Origin of the sequence: Brucella sp. TWI559, assembly GCF_039674265.1 — a bacterium.
GTDB classification, from domain to species: Bacteria; Pseudomonadota; Alphaproteobacteria; order Rhizobiales; family Rhizobiaceae; genus Brucella; species Brucella chromiisoli.
The window spans coordinates 20,849-36,147 of the sequence record NZ_JBDJNE010000014.1; the positions used below are offsets into that span (position 1 = coordinate 20,849).

Consider the following 15,299-nt stretch of genomic DNA (forward strand, 5'->3'; position numbering starts at 1 on the left):
CACACTCGTCAACAGGGGCGGGAGAAAACTGTGACCAGACCGCTTTCTTACTTTCATCTTCATCTGATTTCTGATGCGACAGGAGAGACTCTCCTTGCTGCAGGGCGTGCAGCTTCAGCGCAATATGCCAATGCGCGCGCCATTGAGCACATCTATCCGCTTATTCGCACCGAGAAACAGTTGCGCAAAGTTCTGGAAGATATCGATGCTGAGCCGGGCATCGTCCTCTATACAATTGTTGATCAGAAGCTTGCGGCCATGATTGATGAAACCTGTGCGGAAATGGGTGTACCAAGTGTTTCGGTGCTCGAACCCGTGCTCAACACGTTTCAATCTTATCTTGGCGCACCGGCGCATCGCCGAGCCAGCGCGCAACATGTGCTCAATGCCGATTATTTTCGCCGGATTGACGCGCTCAATTTCACCATGGAGCATGATGACGGACAATTGCCGCTCGATATCGAAGAAGCAGATGTCATTCTGGTGGGGATTTCACGAACCTCGAAAACGCCCACAAGCATCTATCTTGCCAATCGCGGTATCAAGGCAACCAATGTGCCGATTGTGCCGGGCATCCCGCTTCCCGATGTGCTTTTTACTGCAAAACGTCCGCTGATTGTCGGGCTTGTCGCAACGGCGGAACGGATTTCGCAAATCAGGCAGAACCGCCCGCTTGGCAATGCGCCTTCGCTCAATACCGGACTTTATACAGACCGCGTTTCAATTTCCGAAGAACTGGCTTATGCCCGCAATCTCTGCAACCGCAACGGCTGGCCGCTCATTGATGTGTCGCGCCGGTCAATTGAAGAAACAGCCGCAGCGATCCAGTCTTTGCTGCGTGATGGCAAGAAGGAAGATCAGGTATGACCGCAAAACTTATTCTCGCCTCCAAAAGCCCCTTTCGTTCAGCACTTCTGAAAAATGCTGGTATCGAATTTTCAAGCGAAAGCGCTGATATTGACGAGCGCGCCGTTGAAGCGCCGCTTTATAAGACCGGCGCAACACCGGAAGAAGTGGCGCAGGTTCTGGCGGAAGCCAAAGCCTTATCGGTCAGTGAAAGCAATCCCGATGCTGTGGTGATTGGCTGTGATCAGACGCTTTCGCTGGAAGATCAGATTTTCCACAAACCTGTGGATATGGACGCGGCGCGCCGCCAGCTTTTGCAGTTTTCGGGAAAAACCCATCAGTTGAACAGCGGCGTGGTTCTGGTGAAAAACGGCAAGCCCTTCTGGCGGCATGTCTCGGTGGCGCGCATGACCATGCGCGATCTTGATCCCGGGTTTATTGGCCGTTATCTGGGTCGCGTTGGCGATATTGCCCTTTCCAGCGTCGGCGCCTATCAGGTCGAAGGTCCGGGCATTCAGCTTTTTGAAAAAATCGACGGCGATTATTTCACCATTGTCGGATTGCCGCTGCTGCCGCTTCTGGCTGAATTAAGGAAAGAAAATCTGATCGATGGCTAAAAAGGCATTTGTCACCGGATTTCCGATTAAACATTCGCGCTCGCCGCTCATTCATCGCTTCTGGCTCAAAGAGCACGGTCTTGACGGCTCTTATGAAGCCATTGAAGTGGCGCCGGAAAATTTTGCCGAATTTGCTGCTTCATTGGCGCAAAATGGCTATGCCGGTGGCAATGTCACGATTCCGCATAAAGAAGCAGCTTTTGAGAGCGTGGAAAGCCATGATGAAGCAGCGCTGGCTATAGGTGCGGTGAACACGCTCTGGTTTGAAAAGGGCAGGCTTTGCGGTGGCAATACCGATGCCTATGGCTTTGCCGCCAATCTTGATGCGCTTGCACCGGGTTGGGACAATGCCGATACGGCTCTGGTTCTGGGTGCAGGTGGTGCGGGTCGCGCGATTGTGCACGCCTTGCAGACACGTGGTTTCTCCCACATTGCCATCGCCAACCGGACCTTAAGCCGAGCGCAGGACCTAGCCAGCCATTTTGGCGATGGGGTTTTTGCCCATGGATGGGATGCCGCGCAGCATTTTGTCAAAGAAGCGGGATTGATCGTCAACACGACCGCGCTCGGCATGAGCGGGCATGGAGAAGAAACACACGTTTTTCCCCTTGATCTGAGCGAAGCGCAAAAATCAGCGGTTGCCACGGATATTGTCTATGTTCCTTTGAAAACGCCCTTTCTGGTAAAGGCTGAAAGCGCGGGGCTCAAAACGGTCGATGGACTTGGCATGTTGCTGCATCAGGCGGTTCCCGGCTTTGAACGCTGGTTTGGCAAAAAACCGCAAGTGACAGATGCGCTGCGCGCGCATATTCTGGATGATATGAAAAAGGCTGGCGCTTTATGATCATCCTCGGACTGACCGGCTCGATCGGCATGGGAAAATCCACCGCCGCAAGCATGTTTGCAGATGCGGGCGTGCCGGTTTATAGCGCCGACGATGCGGTGCATCAGCTTTATGCAGGCCGCGCCGCCCCCCTGATCGAAGCCGCCTTCCCCGGAACAGTTGTCAATGGCACGGTTGACCGGACCAGGCTTTCGAGCGCTGTCCTCGGCAAACCGGAAGCACTCAAAAAGCTTGAATCCATCATTCATCCGCTTGTGCATGAAGAGGAAGCCGCCTTTCTTGCGCGCGCGCGTGCGGATGGGGCTGATATTGCATTGCTTGATATTCCGCTGCTGTTTGAAACGGAGGGCCAGAACCGCGTGCACAAGGTGGCGGTTGTCTCAGCCCCTGCCCACATTCAGCGAAAGCGGGTTCTTTCGCGCGAAGGCATGATGGAAGAGAAGCTGGAGGCCATTCTTGCCCGGCAGACACCGGACGCTGAAAAGCGGTCGCGCGCCGATTTCATTATCGATTCTTCAGGCGGCTTTGAGGACATGAGACAGCAGATTAACGCCATCCTTGCGCAATTGCGGGGAAAGCCGGCAATTTAATCGTGAGCGCAGTTTCGCCTGTGCTATAACGAACAATCATTTAAGAGGTTTTTCAATGCGTGAGATCGTTTTCGATACGGAAACCACTGGCCTTGAACGGCTTGAGGATCGGGTGATCGAAATCGGTGGCGTGGAAATGATCAACCGCTTTCCCACGGGCCGAACCTTTCATAAATTCATCAACCCACAGGGGCGCAAGGTTCATCCGGATGCGCTCGCGGTTCATGGGATCACCGATGAGCAATTACTCGACAAGCCGACTTTTGCCGATATTCTCGATGAATTCATGGAATTTTTCGATGGCGCAAAGCTTGTCGCGCATAATGCCATGTTCGATCTTGGTTTCATCAATGCCGAATTGAGCCGCCTGGGTAAGCCGGAAATAGACGTTGATCGCATTGTCGATACGCTTGCGCTTGCGCGCCGTCGAAATCCGATGGGGCCAAATTCGCTGGATGCACTTTGCAAGCGTTATGGCATCGACAATTCACACCGCACATTGCACGGCGCATTGCTCGATTCTGAAATTCTGGCTGAAGTTTACATCGAACTGATTGGCGGAAAGCAGACAGCTCTCGGTCTGAGCTCCTCTGACAATTCCGGCAATGATGATCGCGCTGATCATGCCAGCCGAATTGCGCTGCGTCAGCGCCCTGTGCCGCTTGCACCCCGCATCAGTGAAAAAGAGCGTGCCGCGCATGATGCCCTTGTTGCCAAAATGGGTGATAAGGCGATCTGGAAGAAGTATTCTTCATAAAAAAACCCCGCAAAAAGCGGGGTTTTCTTTTGATATCAACGCAAGATCAGCTCTTTACAGCGTTCTTGGCTTCTTCTTCAGCTATACGGCTCTGGAACATCTGTGCAAAATCGATTGGATCGATCATCAGTGGTGGGTAGCCACCATTGCGCGTTGCATCAGCAACGATCTGACGGGCAAATGGGAACAGCAGACGTGGGCATTCGATAAACAGCAGCGGAAGCATATGTTCCTGCGCAATGCCCTGAATGCGGAATACGCCGCCATAAGTCAGCTCGGTGTTGAACAGAACATCCTTGCCGTCCACAGCCTTGGCTTCGAGTGTCAGAACAACGTCGAAATCCGTTTCGGAAAGCGGGTTGGCGTTTACATTGACATTGATGTTGATCGAAGGCGCTTTGTCGCGTGGGCGCAGCGACAGAGGCGCGCCGGGGCTTTCAAAGGAAAGATCCTTGATATACTGGGCCAGAATGTTGAGGGACGGCTGGGTGGCTGCGCCATTGCCGTTCTTTGCTTCGTCCGCTACGGGCTTATCGCTCGGCGTTTTTGCCATTATCGGAATGCCTTCTTTTATTGTGATTAATCTGATTGCCTGTAAAGCAGCGATGCTTGGCTAGCATGTGTGGGTAGATGAGGCAAGAAACCGTTTTTAGGTTAGTAATTGCGCAATCAACGATCCTTGGGGTCAGGATTCCACGGTGAATTTTCGTCCGGCTTTGCTGTATAATCTTCCGGGTCGAGGTCGATCACGTTATTCTCTTTGCGCTCATAAGGACGATAGGCTTCCGAATAGCGGGTGGACGCTGTGGCAACGACGAGACGATTGCGCACAAATCGGTTCCAGACAAGATCGCGAATGAAGGGCACGAAAAGCAGCAGGCCAATGGCGCTTGTGACAAAGCCGGGCACGATCAGCATGATGGCAGCAACCACGATCATGGCGCCATGCATCATTTCGCGATCCGGCACGCGCCCCGCAGCACTTTCCGCGCGGATGCGCTGCAACAGCCCGAAACCCTGCACGCGCAGCAGGAAAAAACCGAGCATCGTGCTTAGAACGACAAGACCCAGCGTTGCCAGAACACCGATTTTACTGCCGACAATCACAAAGCCGGCAATTTCGATGAACGGCATTGCCAGCATGAGCAGAGGGGCAAAGGAAAAGGACACGGCAGTTATGATCCTATGTTTATTGATGTTTTCATCAAAGATCTTCAGTCTATCATGAATTTGCAGATAGAGCGCATTCCGAAAAGTGAAAAGCGGTTTTCGCAATAAGATACGCCTAAAAACAAATAGGTATGCGTGATCGGGATTTGAATGATCAATCAAGGCGATCTATATGTATATTGAAAGAAATTGATGGCGGGAGCGGGATTCGTGATCGTTATCCGTTAAATGGTGGCAGGCGGTATGGAATTTTTTGATTTTGGTACGATATTTTTCTTCATCGCAGCGGTGGTGATATTTCTCCAGCTGCGCAATGTTCTCGGTCGTCGTACTGGAAATGAAAAGCCGCCGGTTGATCCCTATACATCTGCCCGTAATTCCGACACACAGACCAGTGGCGGCGAAACGGATAATGTTGTTTCCCTGCCGCAGCGTTCCGGCGAAAAAGATTATAGCGCAATCGATAAAATTGCGCCGGTCGGCACACCGGTCAATGATGGGCTGCGTTCCATCAAGGCCGCCGATCCATCTTTTGATCCGGTGAGTTTTGTGGATGGCGTGAAGATCGCTTACGAAATGATCGTCATGTCTTTTGCCGATGGCGATCGCAATGTTCTGCAAAATCTTTTGTCCAGGGAAGTCTATGAAGGATTTGTTTCGGCGATTGATGAGCGCGAAGCACGCGGTGAAACCATACGTTCCACCTTTGTTGGCATCGATAAGGCGGAAATCGCCAATGCCGAAATGAAGGGATCGGAGGCGCATGTGACGCTGAACATTGTCAGCCAGATGATTTCGTCCACACTCGACAAGAACGGTAATGTGGTTGAAGGCGATCAGGAAAATGTGGTTGAAATCCGCGATCTGTGGACCTTTGTCCGCGACACCCGTTTGCGCGATCCAAACTGGAAGCTTGTGGCGACCGAAGCAGAAGATTAAGAGAGTGAAGACCAAGGGCCGCTAATTGAGTGGCCCTTTTAAATAGCGCGTTTTACGGATCCGGCTGTGAACCAATTGTCGAAACTATTCCACCCGCTGGGCTTTTCCGATTGCCCGGGCTGGGATCGGGACGATCAGGCACACGCCTTTTCGGCCTTTCGCCGTTCGGCCGATTATGCGCAACACAACCGCTATAACAGCGGCAGTCTCGGTATTTCTTTTAAGGCGCTTGAACCGGCTTTTGCTGCTGCACGATTGCTTGATAACCCAAACACAGCGCAGGCGCGTGGTTTTTTCGAAGCGCATTTTGTTCCGTGCCGCATTGATGCCCAAGGCTTTGTCACCGCTTTTTACGAGCCGGAGATCGAAGCATCACGCACACCAGACGCGCATTTTACGGTGCCATTTTTAAAAAAGCCCGATGATCTTGTGAAAGTCACGGACGAAAACCGTCCTTTGGGACTTGATGCGTCATATGCTTTTGCGCGCCAAACGCCCGATGGTCTTTTAGAATATGATGACCGCCGCACAATCGAGCAAGGCAGCCTCAGAGGTCGTGGGCTGGAGCTTGCTTATGTTGCCGATCGGGTCGATGCGTTCTTTGCGCATGTTCAGGGTGCGGCACGGCTCAAGCTGACCGATGGCAGTTTTATGCGGATTACCTTCGCTGCCAAAACCGGCCATCCATTTACGGGGATCGGGCGTATTCTGGTAGCGGAAGGCGAAATTCCGGCTGATCAGATTTCTATGCAGACAATCCGCCAATGGCTCAAAGATCATCCCGAAAAGGCGGATGACCTCATTTGGCAGAACCGTTCCTATATCTTTTTCCGCGAAGCAGCCGTTGATGATCCGCATCTTGGGCAGATTGCGGCCGCCAAGGTTCCGTTGACCGCCGGACGCTCTATCGCCGTGGACAGGTTTTTGCATACTTTCGGAACGCCATTTTATGTTGATGCGCCGACTGTGACCAAATTTGACAACGCGCCCTTCTCCCGGCTGATGATTGCGCAGGATACCGGCACGGCAATTGTTGGCCCGGCCCGCGGCGATCTCTTTGCAGGGTCCGGGGATGAAGCCGGTGAAATTGCAGGCGGCATAAAAGACAAAGCTGATTTTTATGCGCTCGTCCCGCGCGCAGTTTGCGGAATTAATCGATGACCTCCAACAACGAAAAACCCGCAAAAGATTATCTCAAGCCCGAGGATCGCATTCTCTGGGAAACGGTTGCAAAGACAGCCAAGCCACTGGCTGGCAAAAAGCTTCAGGCTGAAGAGCTTTCGGTTTTTAGCGAACTGATTGCGCAGGAGGCAGAGAAGAAGCCTGTGAAAAAAGCGCCCTCGCCTGTGGCTGAGACGCAGCCACCAAAAAAGAAGGTCAGCTCGCTTAAGGAAATGCCGATCCATGCCTTTGATCGGCCCACCCATCGCAAAATTTCCAAAGGGCGTGTGGATATTGAAGCGCGTATCGATCTGCACGGGCTGACACAGAACGATGCTTATGAGCTGCTTTACGGCTCTCTGCTCAGCGCCCACGCGCGTGGGCTCAAGCATGTGATGGTGATTACCGGAAAAGGCCGATCATTCGGCAGTGAGGGCGTGCTCAAACAGGCCGTGCCGCACTGGTTCTCAACGCCCTTGTTCCGGCTTCTGGTCAGCGCCTATGAAGATGCAGCGCATCATCATGGTGGTCATGGTGCGCTTTATGTGCGGCTGCGCAAGCAAACGCAGAATGGGGGGCTGCTGCGATGACGCCGTTCGGCAAGCGATTGCGGGAATTGCGGGAAGAGCGCAATGTTACCCAGAAGGAAATGGCAGCAGCGCTGCGTGTGTCCCCGGCCTATTTGTCAGCATTGGAACATGGGCGGCGTGGCCAGCCAACCTGGGATATGCTGCAACGCATCATCACCTATTTCAATATTATCTGGGATGAAGCGGAAGAGCTTCAGGATCTTGCAACGATTTCGCATCCGCGGGTGGTGATTGACACATCCGGTCTGTCGCCACAGGCAACCGAGCTTGCCAATCTTCTGGCGCGCAATATCCGTGTCATTGATCGGGAAACGATCAAACATCTTAGCGAAGAAATTGAGGCGGCGCGTAAGCGCCGCCGTGGCTTAAAATAGCGCTTTCAGCTCATCCTGCTTGGTATTGACCAGCCAGCCATAATAATTTTCCTGCGGCATCAGGGGCGGCTGACCCGAGGCCTTGCGCTTTGCATTTTCATTGGCGAGCGCGCGGGCGCGCGCATCGGCCCCACCCGTATTGTAAAGCGTGGCGGTAATGCCGGGGTTTTTTGAAATGTCGAAATCGGCAATCTGACGATAGGCGGTGATCGACTGTTTGAGCGTCGCTGCGATATAGGGCAGCGTCAGATCCGGGTCCATGATGGTTTTATAGACCGCGTTGCCATTATCGGCATCAAGCTTTGGCAGGCCGGAAACGCGGTTCACCATGTCCGACATCTGCAAGGCCGTCAGCGGGTTCATCTGGCCTAAGCCGAAAGTCTGGCCAGCATAGAAGGGCTGAAAGAACACGGCACTGAAGCGGTTGTTCGGATAGCTTTTGCCGCCCACGGATTTGCCGCGGAACTGCTTGTTCCAGACTGTTTCGCGGCAGCCCCACAGCGAATAGCTGTCCTTGAATCTGAGGCACTCGGAAAATTCCGGGCGCTTGACGAACTGGCCGATGCTTTCGCCATTATAGCCAAAGCTCACGCCCTGGTTCACATAGGACATCGCCTTGACGTAATAGGTCTGCAAGCGGTCATAGACATCGACATTATAGGTGTGTTCGCCAACAATCGCGCCGACAATATGGATCGGATCAATGCCGTAAGCCGAAGCCGTCGACTTGATCTTTGAGCGCAGCGAAGCATCCTTTTTCAGAAGATTATAAATCTTGCGATATTTGGCTTCATAGGTGGTGCTTAATTCCTTGGTGCGCTTGGCGGAAGCGCCGGGAATGGGCGGCTGTTCGGCGTTGCGGTTGCCGGGTGGCACGCTTACGGCTGCAAGGGCGCTCTGGCAGGAGAAAGCGATGGCGAGGCAGATGCCTGCAATACGGTTCAGTCGACGGGTCATTGCGGGAAAACGGCCTCAACAGGGTAAATGATATGTAAATTTGGCGGCAAATTAAAAAACCCCCTCGATGAAGTCGAGGGGTTTCTTGTCTTTGAGGCGAAAGCCACCGCAGCGTGGCTTTCCGGTCACTTTTTAGTTTTACAGAATGAAGCGCGAAAGATCGGTATTCTTGGCAAGATCGCCAACGGTTTCGCGGACATAATCCCCATCCACCTTGAATTCCGAACCGGCCTTGTCGGGGGCGTTATAGGAAATATCGTCCAGAACGCGCTCCATCACCGTCTGCAAGCGGCGCGCACCGATATTTTCGACCGTTGAGTTGAGATCAACCGCAATATCGGCCAGAGCATCAATCGCATCGTCGGTAATATCGAGCTTCACTTCTTCCGTTGCCATCAGCGCAATATATTGCTTGATCAGGCTGACTTCGGTTTCCGTCAGAATCCGGCGGAAATCTTCGCGCGTCAGTGCACTCAGTTCCACGCGGATCGGCAGACGTCCCTGCAATTCCGGCAAAAGGTCAGACGGTTTTGAGACATGGAACGCGCCCGATGCGATGAACAGGATATGGTCGGTTTTCACCGGACCATATTTTGTTGCAACAGTGGTGCCTTCAACAAGCGGCAGCAGATCGCGCTGCACGCCTTCGCGTGACACACCCGCTCCCATGCCGCCTTCGCGCGCTGCGATCTTGTCGATTTCGTCAAGGAAGACGATGCCGTCATTTTCAGTCGAACGCAGGGCTTCCTGAATAAGCTGATCCTGATCAAGCAGCTTGTCGGACTCGTCATTAATCAGGATGGCATAGGAATCCTTGACTGTGGTCTTGCGCGTCTTGGTGCGCCCACCCATCGCCTTACCGAAAATATCGCCAATATTGATCATACCGATATTGGCACCGGGCATACCCGGAATTTCGAAATTCTGGCCTGACCCCGTATCGGCCACTTCGATTTCGATTTCCTTGTCGTCCAGCTCGCCATCACGCAGCTTCTTGCGGAAGCTTTCGCGGGTGGCGGGGCTTGCCGTTTTGCCGACAAGACCGTCAAGCACGCGCTCTTCAGCATTGATATGGGCCTTGGCCTTCACATCTTCGCGTTTCTTTTCACGCACGAGACCAATCGCTGCTTCAACCAGATCACGGATGATCTGTTCGACATCGCGGCCCACATAGCCGACTTCGGTAAATTTGGTGGCCTCGACCTTGATGAAAGGCGCACCGGCAAGCTTGGCGAGACGACGCGAAATTTCCGTCTTGCCAACACCGGTCGGTCCAATCATCAGAATGTTTTTTGGCATGACCTCTTCGCGCATCTGGCCTTCCAGCTGCTGCCGGCGCCAGCGATTGCGCAAAGCAATGGCCACGGCGCGCTTGGCATCGTTCTGGCCGATGATGAAGCGGTCAAGCTCGGAGACGATCTCGCGGGGGGAGAAATTGGTCATGATTAAATTCCACTTTGCCACTGCTTAATGAACTCGAACGGATGCAGCGGCATGATCACGTTGAGCGGAAGGTTGCAGCCGATGACGATCAAAGCACCCAAGCCCAACGCTGTTTGCCAGAGGTTGAGGCTTGCACGGGTGCGGTCATTCGGCGTCGAGGCTTTCAACCAGAATGCTGTGATTGGTGTAGATGCAGATATCGGCGGCAATTTCCATTGCTTTACGGGCGATTTCTTCGGCATTCCTGTCGGTGTCGATCAGCGCGCGCGCTGCCGCCAGCGCATAATTGCCGCCCGATCCAATGGCCATGACGCCATGTTCGGGTTCAAGCACATCGCCCGTCCCGGTCAATGCCAGCGTCACCTTGCTGTCGGCAACCAGCATCATGGCTTCGAGCTTGCGCAGATAGCGGTCGGTACGCCAGTCTTTGGCAAGCTCGACAGAAGCGCGCATCAGCTGGTCAGGATATTGTTCGAGCTTGGCTTCAAGGCGCTCAAGCAGTGTGAAGGCATCTGCGGTTGCGCCTGCAAAACCGGCAATGACATTGCCTTTGCCGATGCGGCGCACTTTGCGCGCATTGCCCTTCATCACGGTGTTGCCGAGCGAGACCTGCCCGTCACCGGCGATGACCACCTTGTTACCCTTGCGAACGGTAACAATGGTCGTGCCGTAAATTGTCGTGGGATTGTGTTCGATCATGGATCACTCCTTTGGCGGCTTACAGGTTTCCATCTGGCAAACGCATAAACCCCTGATATGGGGAAGCCTCTTTCCTTTGGCTCAAGCGCGAACGGAATCGGGTTTCGTTGTGAATATTTAAGAACCATCTGGCAAAATGCAAATGGCTAACAGCGCATTCCAAAAAGTGGGAACCGGTTTTTGGGTAAAATGCGCTGCTGGGAAAACCGCATTCCAAAAAGTGGGAACCGGTTTTTGGGTAAAATGCGCTGCTGGGGAAACCGCATTCCAAAAAGTGGGAACCGGTTTTTGGGTAAAATGCGCTGCTGGGGAGACCGCATTCCAAAAAGCGGGAGCCGGTTTTTGGATAAAATGTGCGTGAATAAAATTCAGAATGTTGCGAGCAGTTCTAAAAGCATTGGCAAAAGCGGCCAGCTGTTCTAGAACGCCAAAAGATTTCAACAGAGGAAATGCTATGACGGCTGAAAGCGCCCGCAAAGCAAGTATCGAACGTTCAACAAAAGAAACGAGCATTGCCGTTTCTGTCGATCTGGACGGCAACGGCAAGTTCGACATTACAACCGGTGTCGGCTTCTTCGATCATATGCTGGAGCAGCTTTCGCGACATTCGCTCATCGACATGCGCGTCATGGCCAAAGGCGATCTGCATATCGATGATCACCACACGGTGGAAGATACGGGCATTGCGCTTGGTCAGGCTTTGGCAAAGGCGCTGGGTGAGCGTCGCGGCATTGTGCGTTATGCATCGATGGATCTTGCTATGGACGATACGTTGACGGGTGCTGCGGTCGATGTTTCGGGCCGTGCCTTTCTGGTCTGGAACGTGACTTTCACAACAGCCAAGATCGGCACTTTCGACACCGAGCTGGTGCGCGAGTTCTTCCAGGCTTTTGCGATGAATGCAGGCATTACGCTGCATATCAACAATCACTATGGTGCCAACAATCATCATATTGCAGAATCGATCTTCAAGGCTGTCGCAAGGGTTTTGCGCACGGCACTGGAAACCGATCCGCGTCAGAAGGATGCAATTCCTTCGACCAAGGGGTCGCTGAAGGGATAAGCCAATGGCGCAATTCGTCGTTCTGGAGAAAGAAGGCGCTGACGGCGCTGAAAACTCTGTCTTTGTGCGCGACGGATTCTATACTTTGGCGCTGATCCTGCCTGTTGTCTGGCTGTTGTTGCAGCGACTGTGGTTTGAGGCTTTTGCGGTTTTGGGTCTAACGATCCTGCTTGGATTTGCCGGTGCCATGCTTGGCATCTCCAATGCGGTTCCCCTGATCACCTTGGTGTTTTCGCTCTTTGTGGCGCTGGAAGGCGCCAACTGGAAGATTGCAAAACTCAAGCGGCAGGGGTTTGGCGAGAAAGCAGTCATCGATGCGGCTGATCTGGAAGAAGCGGAAATGCGCTATTTCTACGGTCTCGAAGATGCGGCGCAGCCAACCACGGCTCTCAACGAAACGCCCCAACCTAAATGGGCGCAAGAGGCCCCTCGTCCCACCTATTCCTCATTTGGCTCGACGATCGGATTTGTCGGTCATCGCGGAGAAAACTGAAAATGCGTGTTGCAATTATCGATTATGGTTCCGGCAATCTTCGCTCGGCCACCAAGGCCTTTGAGCGTGCAGCCCATGAAAGCGGTGTGAAAGCGGACATCGAACTCACAGCGGATGCGGATCGTGTGGCGAGTGCCGATCGCATCGTGCTGCCGGGTGTCGGTGCCTATGCCGATTGCCGCCGTGGCCTTCATGCGGTTCCTGGCATGGTGGAGGCGCTGGACGATGTGGTTCTGAAAAAGGCGCATCCGTTTCTTGGCATCTGTGTGGGCATGCAATTGATGTCCGAACGCGGCCTTGAAAAGGAAGTGAGCGAAGGTCTCGGCTGGATTGCCGGCGATGTGCGTGAAATGACGCCATCCGACCCAACGCTCAAAATTCCGCAGATCGGCTGGAACAGGATTCACGTGAAACATTCGCACCCGGTCTTTGATGGTATCCACACCGGCGAGGACGGCTTGCATGCCTATTTCGTGCATTCCTATATGTTCGACGCGAAGAACAAAGCCGACGTGCTGGCCGTCACCGATTACGGTGGTGATGTGACTGCAACGGTGGGCCGCGACAACATGATCGGCACGCAGTTCCATCCTGAGAAGAGCCAGTTGCTCGGTCTCTCGCTCATTGCCAATTTCCTGAAATGGAAGCCTTGAAGATATGATCCTTTTCCCCGCTATCGATTTGAAAGACGGTCAATGCGTGCGCCTCAAGCTTGGCGACATGGATCAGGCGACCGTTTACAATGAAGACCCTGGCGCACAGGCCAAAGCTTTTGAGGATCAGGGCTTTGAATGGCTGCATGTGGTCGATCTCAACGGTGCCTTTGCTGGCGAAAGCGTCAACGGCAAGGCTGTTGAAGCCATTCTCAAAGCCACCAAAAATCCGGTTCAGCTTGGCGGCGGCATCCGCACACTCAAGCATATCGAAAGCTGGCTTTCCAAGGGGCTGCGCCGCGTCATTCTCGGCACAGTCGCCGTGCGCGATCCGGCGCTGGTGATTGAGGCCTGCAAGGAATTTCCGGGTCAGGTTGCCGTCGGCATTGACGCCAAGGGCGGCTATGTCGCGGTTGAAGGCTGGGCGGAAGCCTCTGAGCTTGGGGTGGTGGAACTGGCGAAAAAATTTGAAGGTGCAGGTGTTGCAGCGATCATCTATACCGACATCGACCGTGACGGCGTTCTGGCTGGCATCAACTGGGATTCAACGCTTGGTCTTGCAGACAGCGTTTCCATTCCGGTGATCGCTTCGGGCGGTCTTGCCTCCATGGAGGACATCAAACGCCTCGCCGCACCCGATGCCCGTAAGCTTGAAGGCGCAATTTCTGGTCGCGCGCTTTATGATGGCCGTATCAATCCGGCAGAAGCACTATCCCTGTTGAGGGCCGCAGCATGACACTCAAAGCACGCGTAATCCCTTGTCTCGACGTGAAAGACGGGCGCCACCGGCTGCCCGCAGCGAATAGTCCGGCGCAGGCCGGACCGCGAGGACAGGCAAAGCTAAAAAGAGACACGGCAGATCGAGGACAAAAATGCTGAAAGCACGCGTGATACCCTGCCTCGATGTAAAAGACGGCCGTGTCGTTAAGGGCGTCAACTTTGTCGATCTGATCGATGCCGGTGATCCGGTGGAAGCAGCGCGCGCCTATGATGCGGCGGGCGCGGACGAATTGTGCTTCCTCGACATCACGGCGTCTTCGGACAATCGCGAGACAATTTTCGATGTCATCGCCCGTACAGCCGAACAGTGCTTTATGCCGCTCACCGTTGGCGGCGGCGTGCGTCAGGTGGCTGATATTCGCAAGCTGCTGCTTGCCGGAGCCGACAAGGTTTCGATCAACACGGCTGCGGTCAAGAACCCGGAATTTGTTGCGGAAGCCGCTGATAAGTTTGGCAATCAATGCATCGTTGTGGCCATTGATGCCAAAAAGGTTTCGGGTGAAGGCGAGAGCGATCGCTGGGAAATCTTTACCCATGGCGGCCGCCAGACGACCGGCATTGATGCGGTGGAATTTGCGCAGAAGGTGGTGAGCCTGGGTGCCGGTGAAATCCTGCTGACTTCGATGGACCGTGATGGCACCAAGGCCGGCTATGACGTGGCACTGACGCGGGCTGTTGCAGACAGCGTGCGCGTTCCGGTGATCGCTTCGGGCGGCGTTGGCAATCTGGATCACTTGGTGGCAGGCATCCGTGATGGTCATGCAACCGCGGTTCTTGCAGCATCCATCTTCCATTTCGGCACCTATACGATTGGCGAAGCCAAGCGCTATATGGCCGAGGCTGGCATTCCGATGCGGCTCGATCCGGTCCGTTGATTATACAGCATGTCGCGGAAACGTGGGAACCGGTTTTCCGATAACGCCATGCGCAAAAGCCTAAAGGAAATCCGATGAGCGAGTTCACCCTTTCCGACCTTGAACGCATCGTCGCAGAGCGTGCAAATTCAACGGATGGATCATCCTATACGGCAAGTCTTGTGGCCAAGGGCCAGACGCGCGCTGCCAAAAAGCTTGGCGAAGAGGCCGTTGAAACGGTGATTGCAGCCGTTGAGGGAAACCGCGCGGAAGTGGTCACGGAAAGCGCCGACCTGCTTTATCATCTGCTGGTGGTTCTGAAGATTGCAGACGTCCCGCTCAATGAGGTTCTTGCAGAGTTGCAGCGCCGCACGGCACAGACGGGCCTTGAGGAAAAGGCCGGTCGTTCGAAGGTGTAAATGCAGATCAAACACGAAGTGCTTGAATTGGCGTTGAGGGAGAGCAGCGA

Annotated in this window: 21 protein-coding genes and 1 pseudogene; 15 read left to right on the top strand and 7 right to left on the bottom strand. The window is 54.0% G+C overall.

From position 1 onward, the window contains the following. The first annotated feature begins 30 nt into the window (after window positions 1-30). The 5 genes from ABE530_RS15345 to dnaQ are packed head-to-tail and all read left to right on the top strand — an operon-like array spanning window position 31 to window position 3,654. Window positions 31-867, top strand: coding sequence for a pyruvate, water dikinase regulatory protein (locus tag ABE530_RS15345; protein WP_265982436.1), 837 nt, complete (start codon window positions 31-33; stop codon window positions 865-867). Beyond that, complete coding sequence (locus tag ABE530_RS15350) at window positions 864-1,463, top strand: Maf-like protein (protein WP_499695086.1); 600 nt, start codon at window positions 864-866, stop codon at window positions 1,461-1,463. Before ABE530_RS15345 ends, ABE530_RS15350 begins: the two co-directional genes overlap by 4 nt. Next, window positions 1,456-2,307, top strand: coding sequence for a shikimate dehydrogenase (locus ABE530_RS15355; protein ID WP_499695087.1), 852 nt, complete (start codon window positions 1,456-1,458; stop codon window positions 2,305-2,307). Before ABE530_RS15350 ends, ABE530_RS15355 begins: the two co-directional genes overlap by 8 nt. Continuing rightward, a complete protein-coding gene (gene coaE, locus ABE530_RS15360; RefSeq protein WP_499695088.1) occupies window positions 2,304-2,897 on the top strand; it encodes a dephospho-CoA kinase in 594 nt (197 codons plus the stop codon). The genes ABE530_RS15355 and coaE overlap by 4 nt, the downstream gene beginning before the upstream one ends. Window positions 2,898-2,952: 55 nt before the next feature. Next, entirely contained in the window at window positions 2,953-3,654 is a 702-nt protein-coding gene (gene dnaQ / locus ABE530_RS15365) for a DNA polymerase III subunit epsilon (RefSeq protein WP_265982440.1), read from the top strand. A gap of 46 nt (window positions 3,655-3,700) precedes the next feature. Here dnaQ and secB read toward each other — a convergent pair whose 3' ends face one another. Together secB and ABE530_RS15375 are read right to left on the bottom strand one after the other, a co-directional pair. After that, on the bottom strand, window positions 3,701-4,207 hold the full coding sequence (gene secB / locus ABE530_RS15370) for a protein-export chaperone SecB (RefSeq protein ID WP_499695089.1): 507 nt from the start codon (window positions 4,205-4,207) through the stop codon (window positions 3,701-3,703). Window positions 4,208-4,323: 116 nt separating this feature from the next. Beyond that, a complete protein-coding gene (locus tag ABE530_RS15375; protein WP_499695090.1) occupies window positions 4,324-4,824 on the bottom strand; it encodes an FxsA family protein in 501 nt (166 codons plus the stop codon). 243 nt (window positions 4,825-5,067) lie between these two features. On the opposite strand from ABE530_RS15375, the gene ABE530_RS15380 reads away from it, so the two are divergent. The 4 genes from ABE530_RS15380 to ABE530_RS15395 are packed head-to-tail and all read left to right on the top strand — an operon-like array spanning window position 5,068 to window position 7,888. After that, window positions 5,068-5,763 (top strand): Tim44/TimA family putative adaptor protein, encoded by a 696-nt coding sequence (locus ABE530_RS15380; RefSeq protein WP_499695091.1) that lies wholly within the window; start codon window positions 5,068-5,070, stop codon window positions 5,761-5,763. Window positions 5,764-5,805: 42 nt separating this feature from the next. Further along, window positions 5,806-6,924, top strand: a complete 1,119-nt coding sequence (gene mltA / locus ABE530_RS15385) for a murein transglycosylase A (RefSeq protein WP_499695125.1) — start codon at window positions 5,806-5,808, stop codon at window positions 6,922-6,924. Beyond that, a complete protein-coding gene (locus tag ABE530_RS15390; RefSeq protein ID WP_499695092.1) occupies window positions 6,921-7,514 on the top strand; it encodes a Smr/MutS family protein in 594 nt (197 codons plus the stop codon). Before mltA ends, ABE530_RS15390 begins: the two co-directional genes overlap by 4 nt. Then, window positions 7,511-7,888: a helix-turn-helix domain-containing protein gene (locus tag ABE530_RS15395; RefSeq protein ID WP_499695093.1), complete on the top strand. Its 378-nt coding sequence runs from the start codon at window positions 7,511-7,513 to the stop codon at window positions 7,886-7,888. Before ABE530_RS15390 ends, ABE530_RS15395 begins: the two co-directional genes overlap by 4 nt. Here ABE530_RS15395 and ABE530_RS15400 read toward each other — a convergent pair. From ABE530_RS15400 to ABE530_RS15420, 5 genes and pseudogenes are all read right to left on the bottom strand, one after another. Then, window positions 7,880-8,845, bottom strand: a complete 966-nt coding sequence (locus tag ABE530_RS15400) for a DUF1402 family protein (protein ID WP_499695094.1) — start codon at window positions 8,843-8,845, stop codon at window positions 7,880-7,882. The two genes, ABE530_RS15395 and ABE530_RS15400, sit on opposite strands and share 9 nt — an antisense overlap. Before the next feature lie 138 nt (window positions 8,846-8,983). Further along, window positions 8,984-10,288, bottom strand: coding sequence for an ATP-dependent protease ATPase subunit HslU (gene hslU, locus ABE530_RS15405; RefSeq protein WP_265982449.1), 1,305 nt, complete (start codon window positions 10,286-10,288; stop codon window positions 8,984-8,986). Window positions 10,289-10,290: 2 nt separating this feature from the next. After that, a pseudogene (locus ABE530_RS15410) lies at window positions 10,291-10,371 on the bottom strand (DUF2585 family protein); the annotation flags it as partial. 61 nt (window positions 10,372-10,432) lie between these two features. Further along, window positions 10,433-10,987 (bottom strand): ATP-dependent protease subunit HslV, encoded by a 555-nt coding sequence (hslV, locus tag ABE530_RS15415; RefSeq protein ID WP_265982450.1) that lies wholly within the window; start codon window positions 10,985-10,987, stop codon window positions 10,433-10,435. Between the two features lie 117 nt (window positions 10,988-11,104). Further along, entirely contained in the window at window positions 11,105-11,428 is a 324-nt protein-coding gene (locus ABE530_RS15420) for a hypothetical protein (protein WP_499695095.1), read from the bottom strand. A 13-nt stretch (window positions 11,429-11,441) separates the two neighbouring features. Between ABE530_RS15420 and hisB the strand changes: the two genes are divergently transcribed. The 6 genes from hisB to ABE530_RS15450 all read left to right on the top strand — a co-directional run bounded on the left by hisB (window position 11,442) and on the right by ABE530_RS15450 (window position 15,249). Continuing rightward, window positions 11,442-12,050 (top strand): imidazoleglycerol-phosphate dehydratase HisB, encoded by a 609-nt coding sequence (hisB, locus tag ABE530_RS15425; RefSeq protein WP_499695096.1) that lies wholly within the window; start codon window positions 11,442-11,444, stop codon window positions 12,048-12,050. Window positions 12,051-12,054: 4 nt separating this feature from the next. After that, window positions 12,055-12,543 (top strand): DUF2628 domain-containing protein, encoded by a 489-nt coding sequence (locus ABE530_RS15430; RefSeq protein ID WP_499695097.1) that lies wholly within the window; start codon window positions 12,055-12,057, stop codon window positions 12,541-12,543. A gap of 2 nt (window positions 12,544-12,545) precedes the next feature. Further along, complete coding sequence (hisH, locus tag ABE530_RS15435; protein WP_265982454.1) at window positions 12,546-13,196, top strand: imidazole glycerol phosphate synthase subunit HisH; 651 nt, start codon at window positions 12,546-12,548, stop codon at window positions 13,194-13,196. Between the two features lie 4 nt (window positions 13,197-13,200). Further along, window positions 13,201-13,932, top strand: coding sequence for a 1-(5-phosphoribosyl)-5-[(5-phosphoribosylamino)methylideneamino]imidazole-4-carboxamide isomerase (hisA, locus tag ABE530_RS15440; protein WP_265982455.1), 732 nt, complete (start codon window positions 13,201-13,203; stop codon window positions 13,930-13,932). Between the two features lie 136 nt (window positions 13,933-14,068). After that, complete coding sequence (gene hisF, locus ABE530_RS15445; protein WP_265982456.1) at window positions 14,069-14,851, top strand: imidazole glycerol phosphate synthase subunit HisF; 783 nt, start codon at window positions 14,069-14,071, stop codon at window positions 14,849-14,851. A 74-nt stretch (window positions 14,852-14,925) separates the two neighbouring features. Then, on the top strand, window positions 14,926-15,249 hold the full coding sequence (locus ABE530_RS15450; RefSeq protein WP_499695098.1) for a phosphoribosyl-ATP diphosphatase: 324 nt from the start codon (window positions 14,926-14,928) through the stop codon (window positions 15,247-15,249). Window positions 15,250-15,299 lie beyond the last annotated feature (50 nt).

Bases quoted from the DNA above. Each gene is read 5' to 3' on its own strand.
- coaE (WP_499695088.1), top strand. From the start codon at position 2,304: ATGATCATCCTCGGACTGACCGGCTCGATCGGCATGGGAAAATCCACC.
- ABE530_RS15350 (WP_499695086.1), top strand. From the start codon at position 864: ATGACCGCAAAACTTATTCTCGCCTCCAAAAGCCCCTTTCGTTCAGCA.
- hisH (WP_265982454.1), top strand. From the start codon at position 12,546: ATGCGTGTTGCAATTATCGATTATGGTTCCGGCAATCTTCGCTCGGCC.
- secB (WP_499695089.1), bottom strand. From the start codon at position 4,207: ATGGCAAAAACGCCGAGCGATAAGCCCGTAGCGGACGAAGCAAAGAAC.
- ABE530_RS15430 (WP_499695097.1), top strand. From the start codon at position 12,055: ATGGCGCAATTCGTCGTTCTGGAGAAAGAAGGCGCTGACGGCGCTGAA.
- ABE530_RS15400 (WP_499695094.1), bottom strand. From the start codon at position 8,845: ATGACCCGTCGACTGAACCGTATTGCAGGCATCTGCCTCGCCATCGCT.
- dnaQ (WP_265982440.1), top strand. From the start codon at position 2,953: ATGCGTGAGATCGTTTTCGATACGGAAACCACTGGCCTTGAACGGCTT.
- hisB (WP_499695096.1), top strand. From the start codon at position 11,442: ATGACGGCTGAAAGCGCCCGCAAAGCAAGTATCGAACGTTCAACAAAA.
- ABE530_RS15380 (WP_499695091.1), top strand. From the start codon at position 5,068: ATGGAATTTTTTGATTTTGGTACGATATTTTTCTTCATCGCAGCGGTG.
- ABE530_RS15355 (WP_499695087.1), top strand. From the start codon at position 1,456: ATGGCTAAAAAGGCATTTGTCACCGGATTTCCGATTAAACATTCGCGC.
- ABE530_RS15390 (WP_499695092.1), top strand. From the start codon at position 6,921: ATGACCTCCAACAACGAAAAACCCGCAAAAGATTATCTCAAGCCCGAG.
- ABE530_RS15395 (WP_499695093.1), top strand. From the start codon at position 7,511: ATGACGCCGTTCGGCAAGCGATTGCGGGAATTGCGGGAAGAGCGCAAT.
- hisF (WP_265982456.1), top strand. From the start codon at position 14,069: ATGCTGAAAGCACGCGTGATACCCTGCCTCGATGTAAAAGACGGCCGT.
- hslV (WP_265982450.1), bottom strand. From the start codon at position 10,987: ATGATCGAACACAATCCCACGACAATTTACGGCACGACCATTGTTACC.
- hisA (WP_265982455.1), top strand. From the start codon at position 13,201: ATGATCCTTTTCCCCGCTATCGATTTGAAAGACGGTCAATGCGTGCGC.
- hslU (WP_265982449.1), bottom strand. From the start codon at position 10,288: ATGACCAATTTCTCCCCCCGCGAGATCGTCTCCGAGCTTGACCGCTTC.
- ABE530_RS15450 (WP_499695098.1), top strand. From the start codon at position 14,926: ATGAGCGAGTTCACCCTTTCCGACCTTGAACGCATCGTCGCAGAGCGT.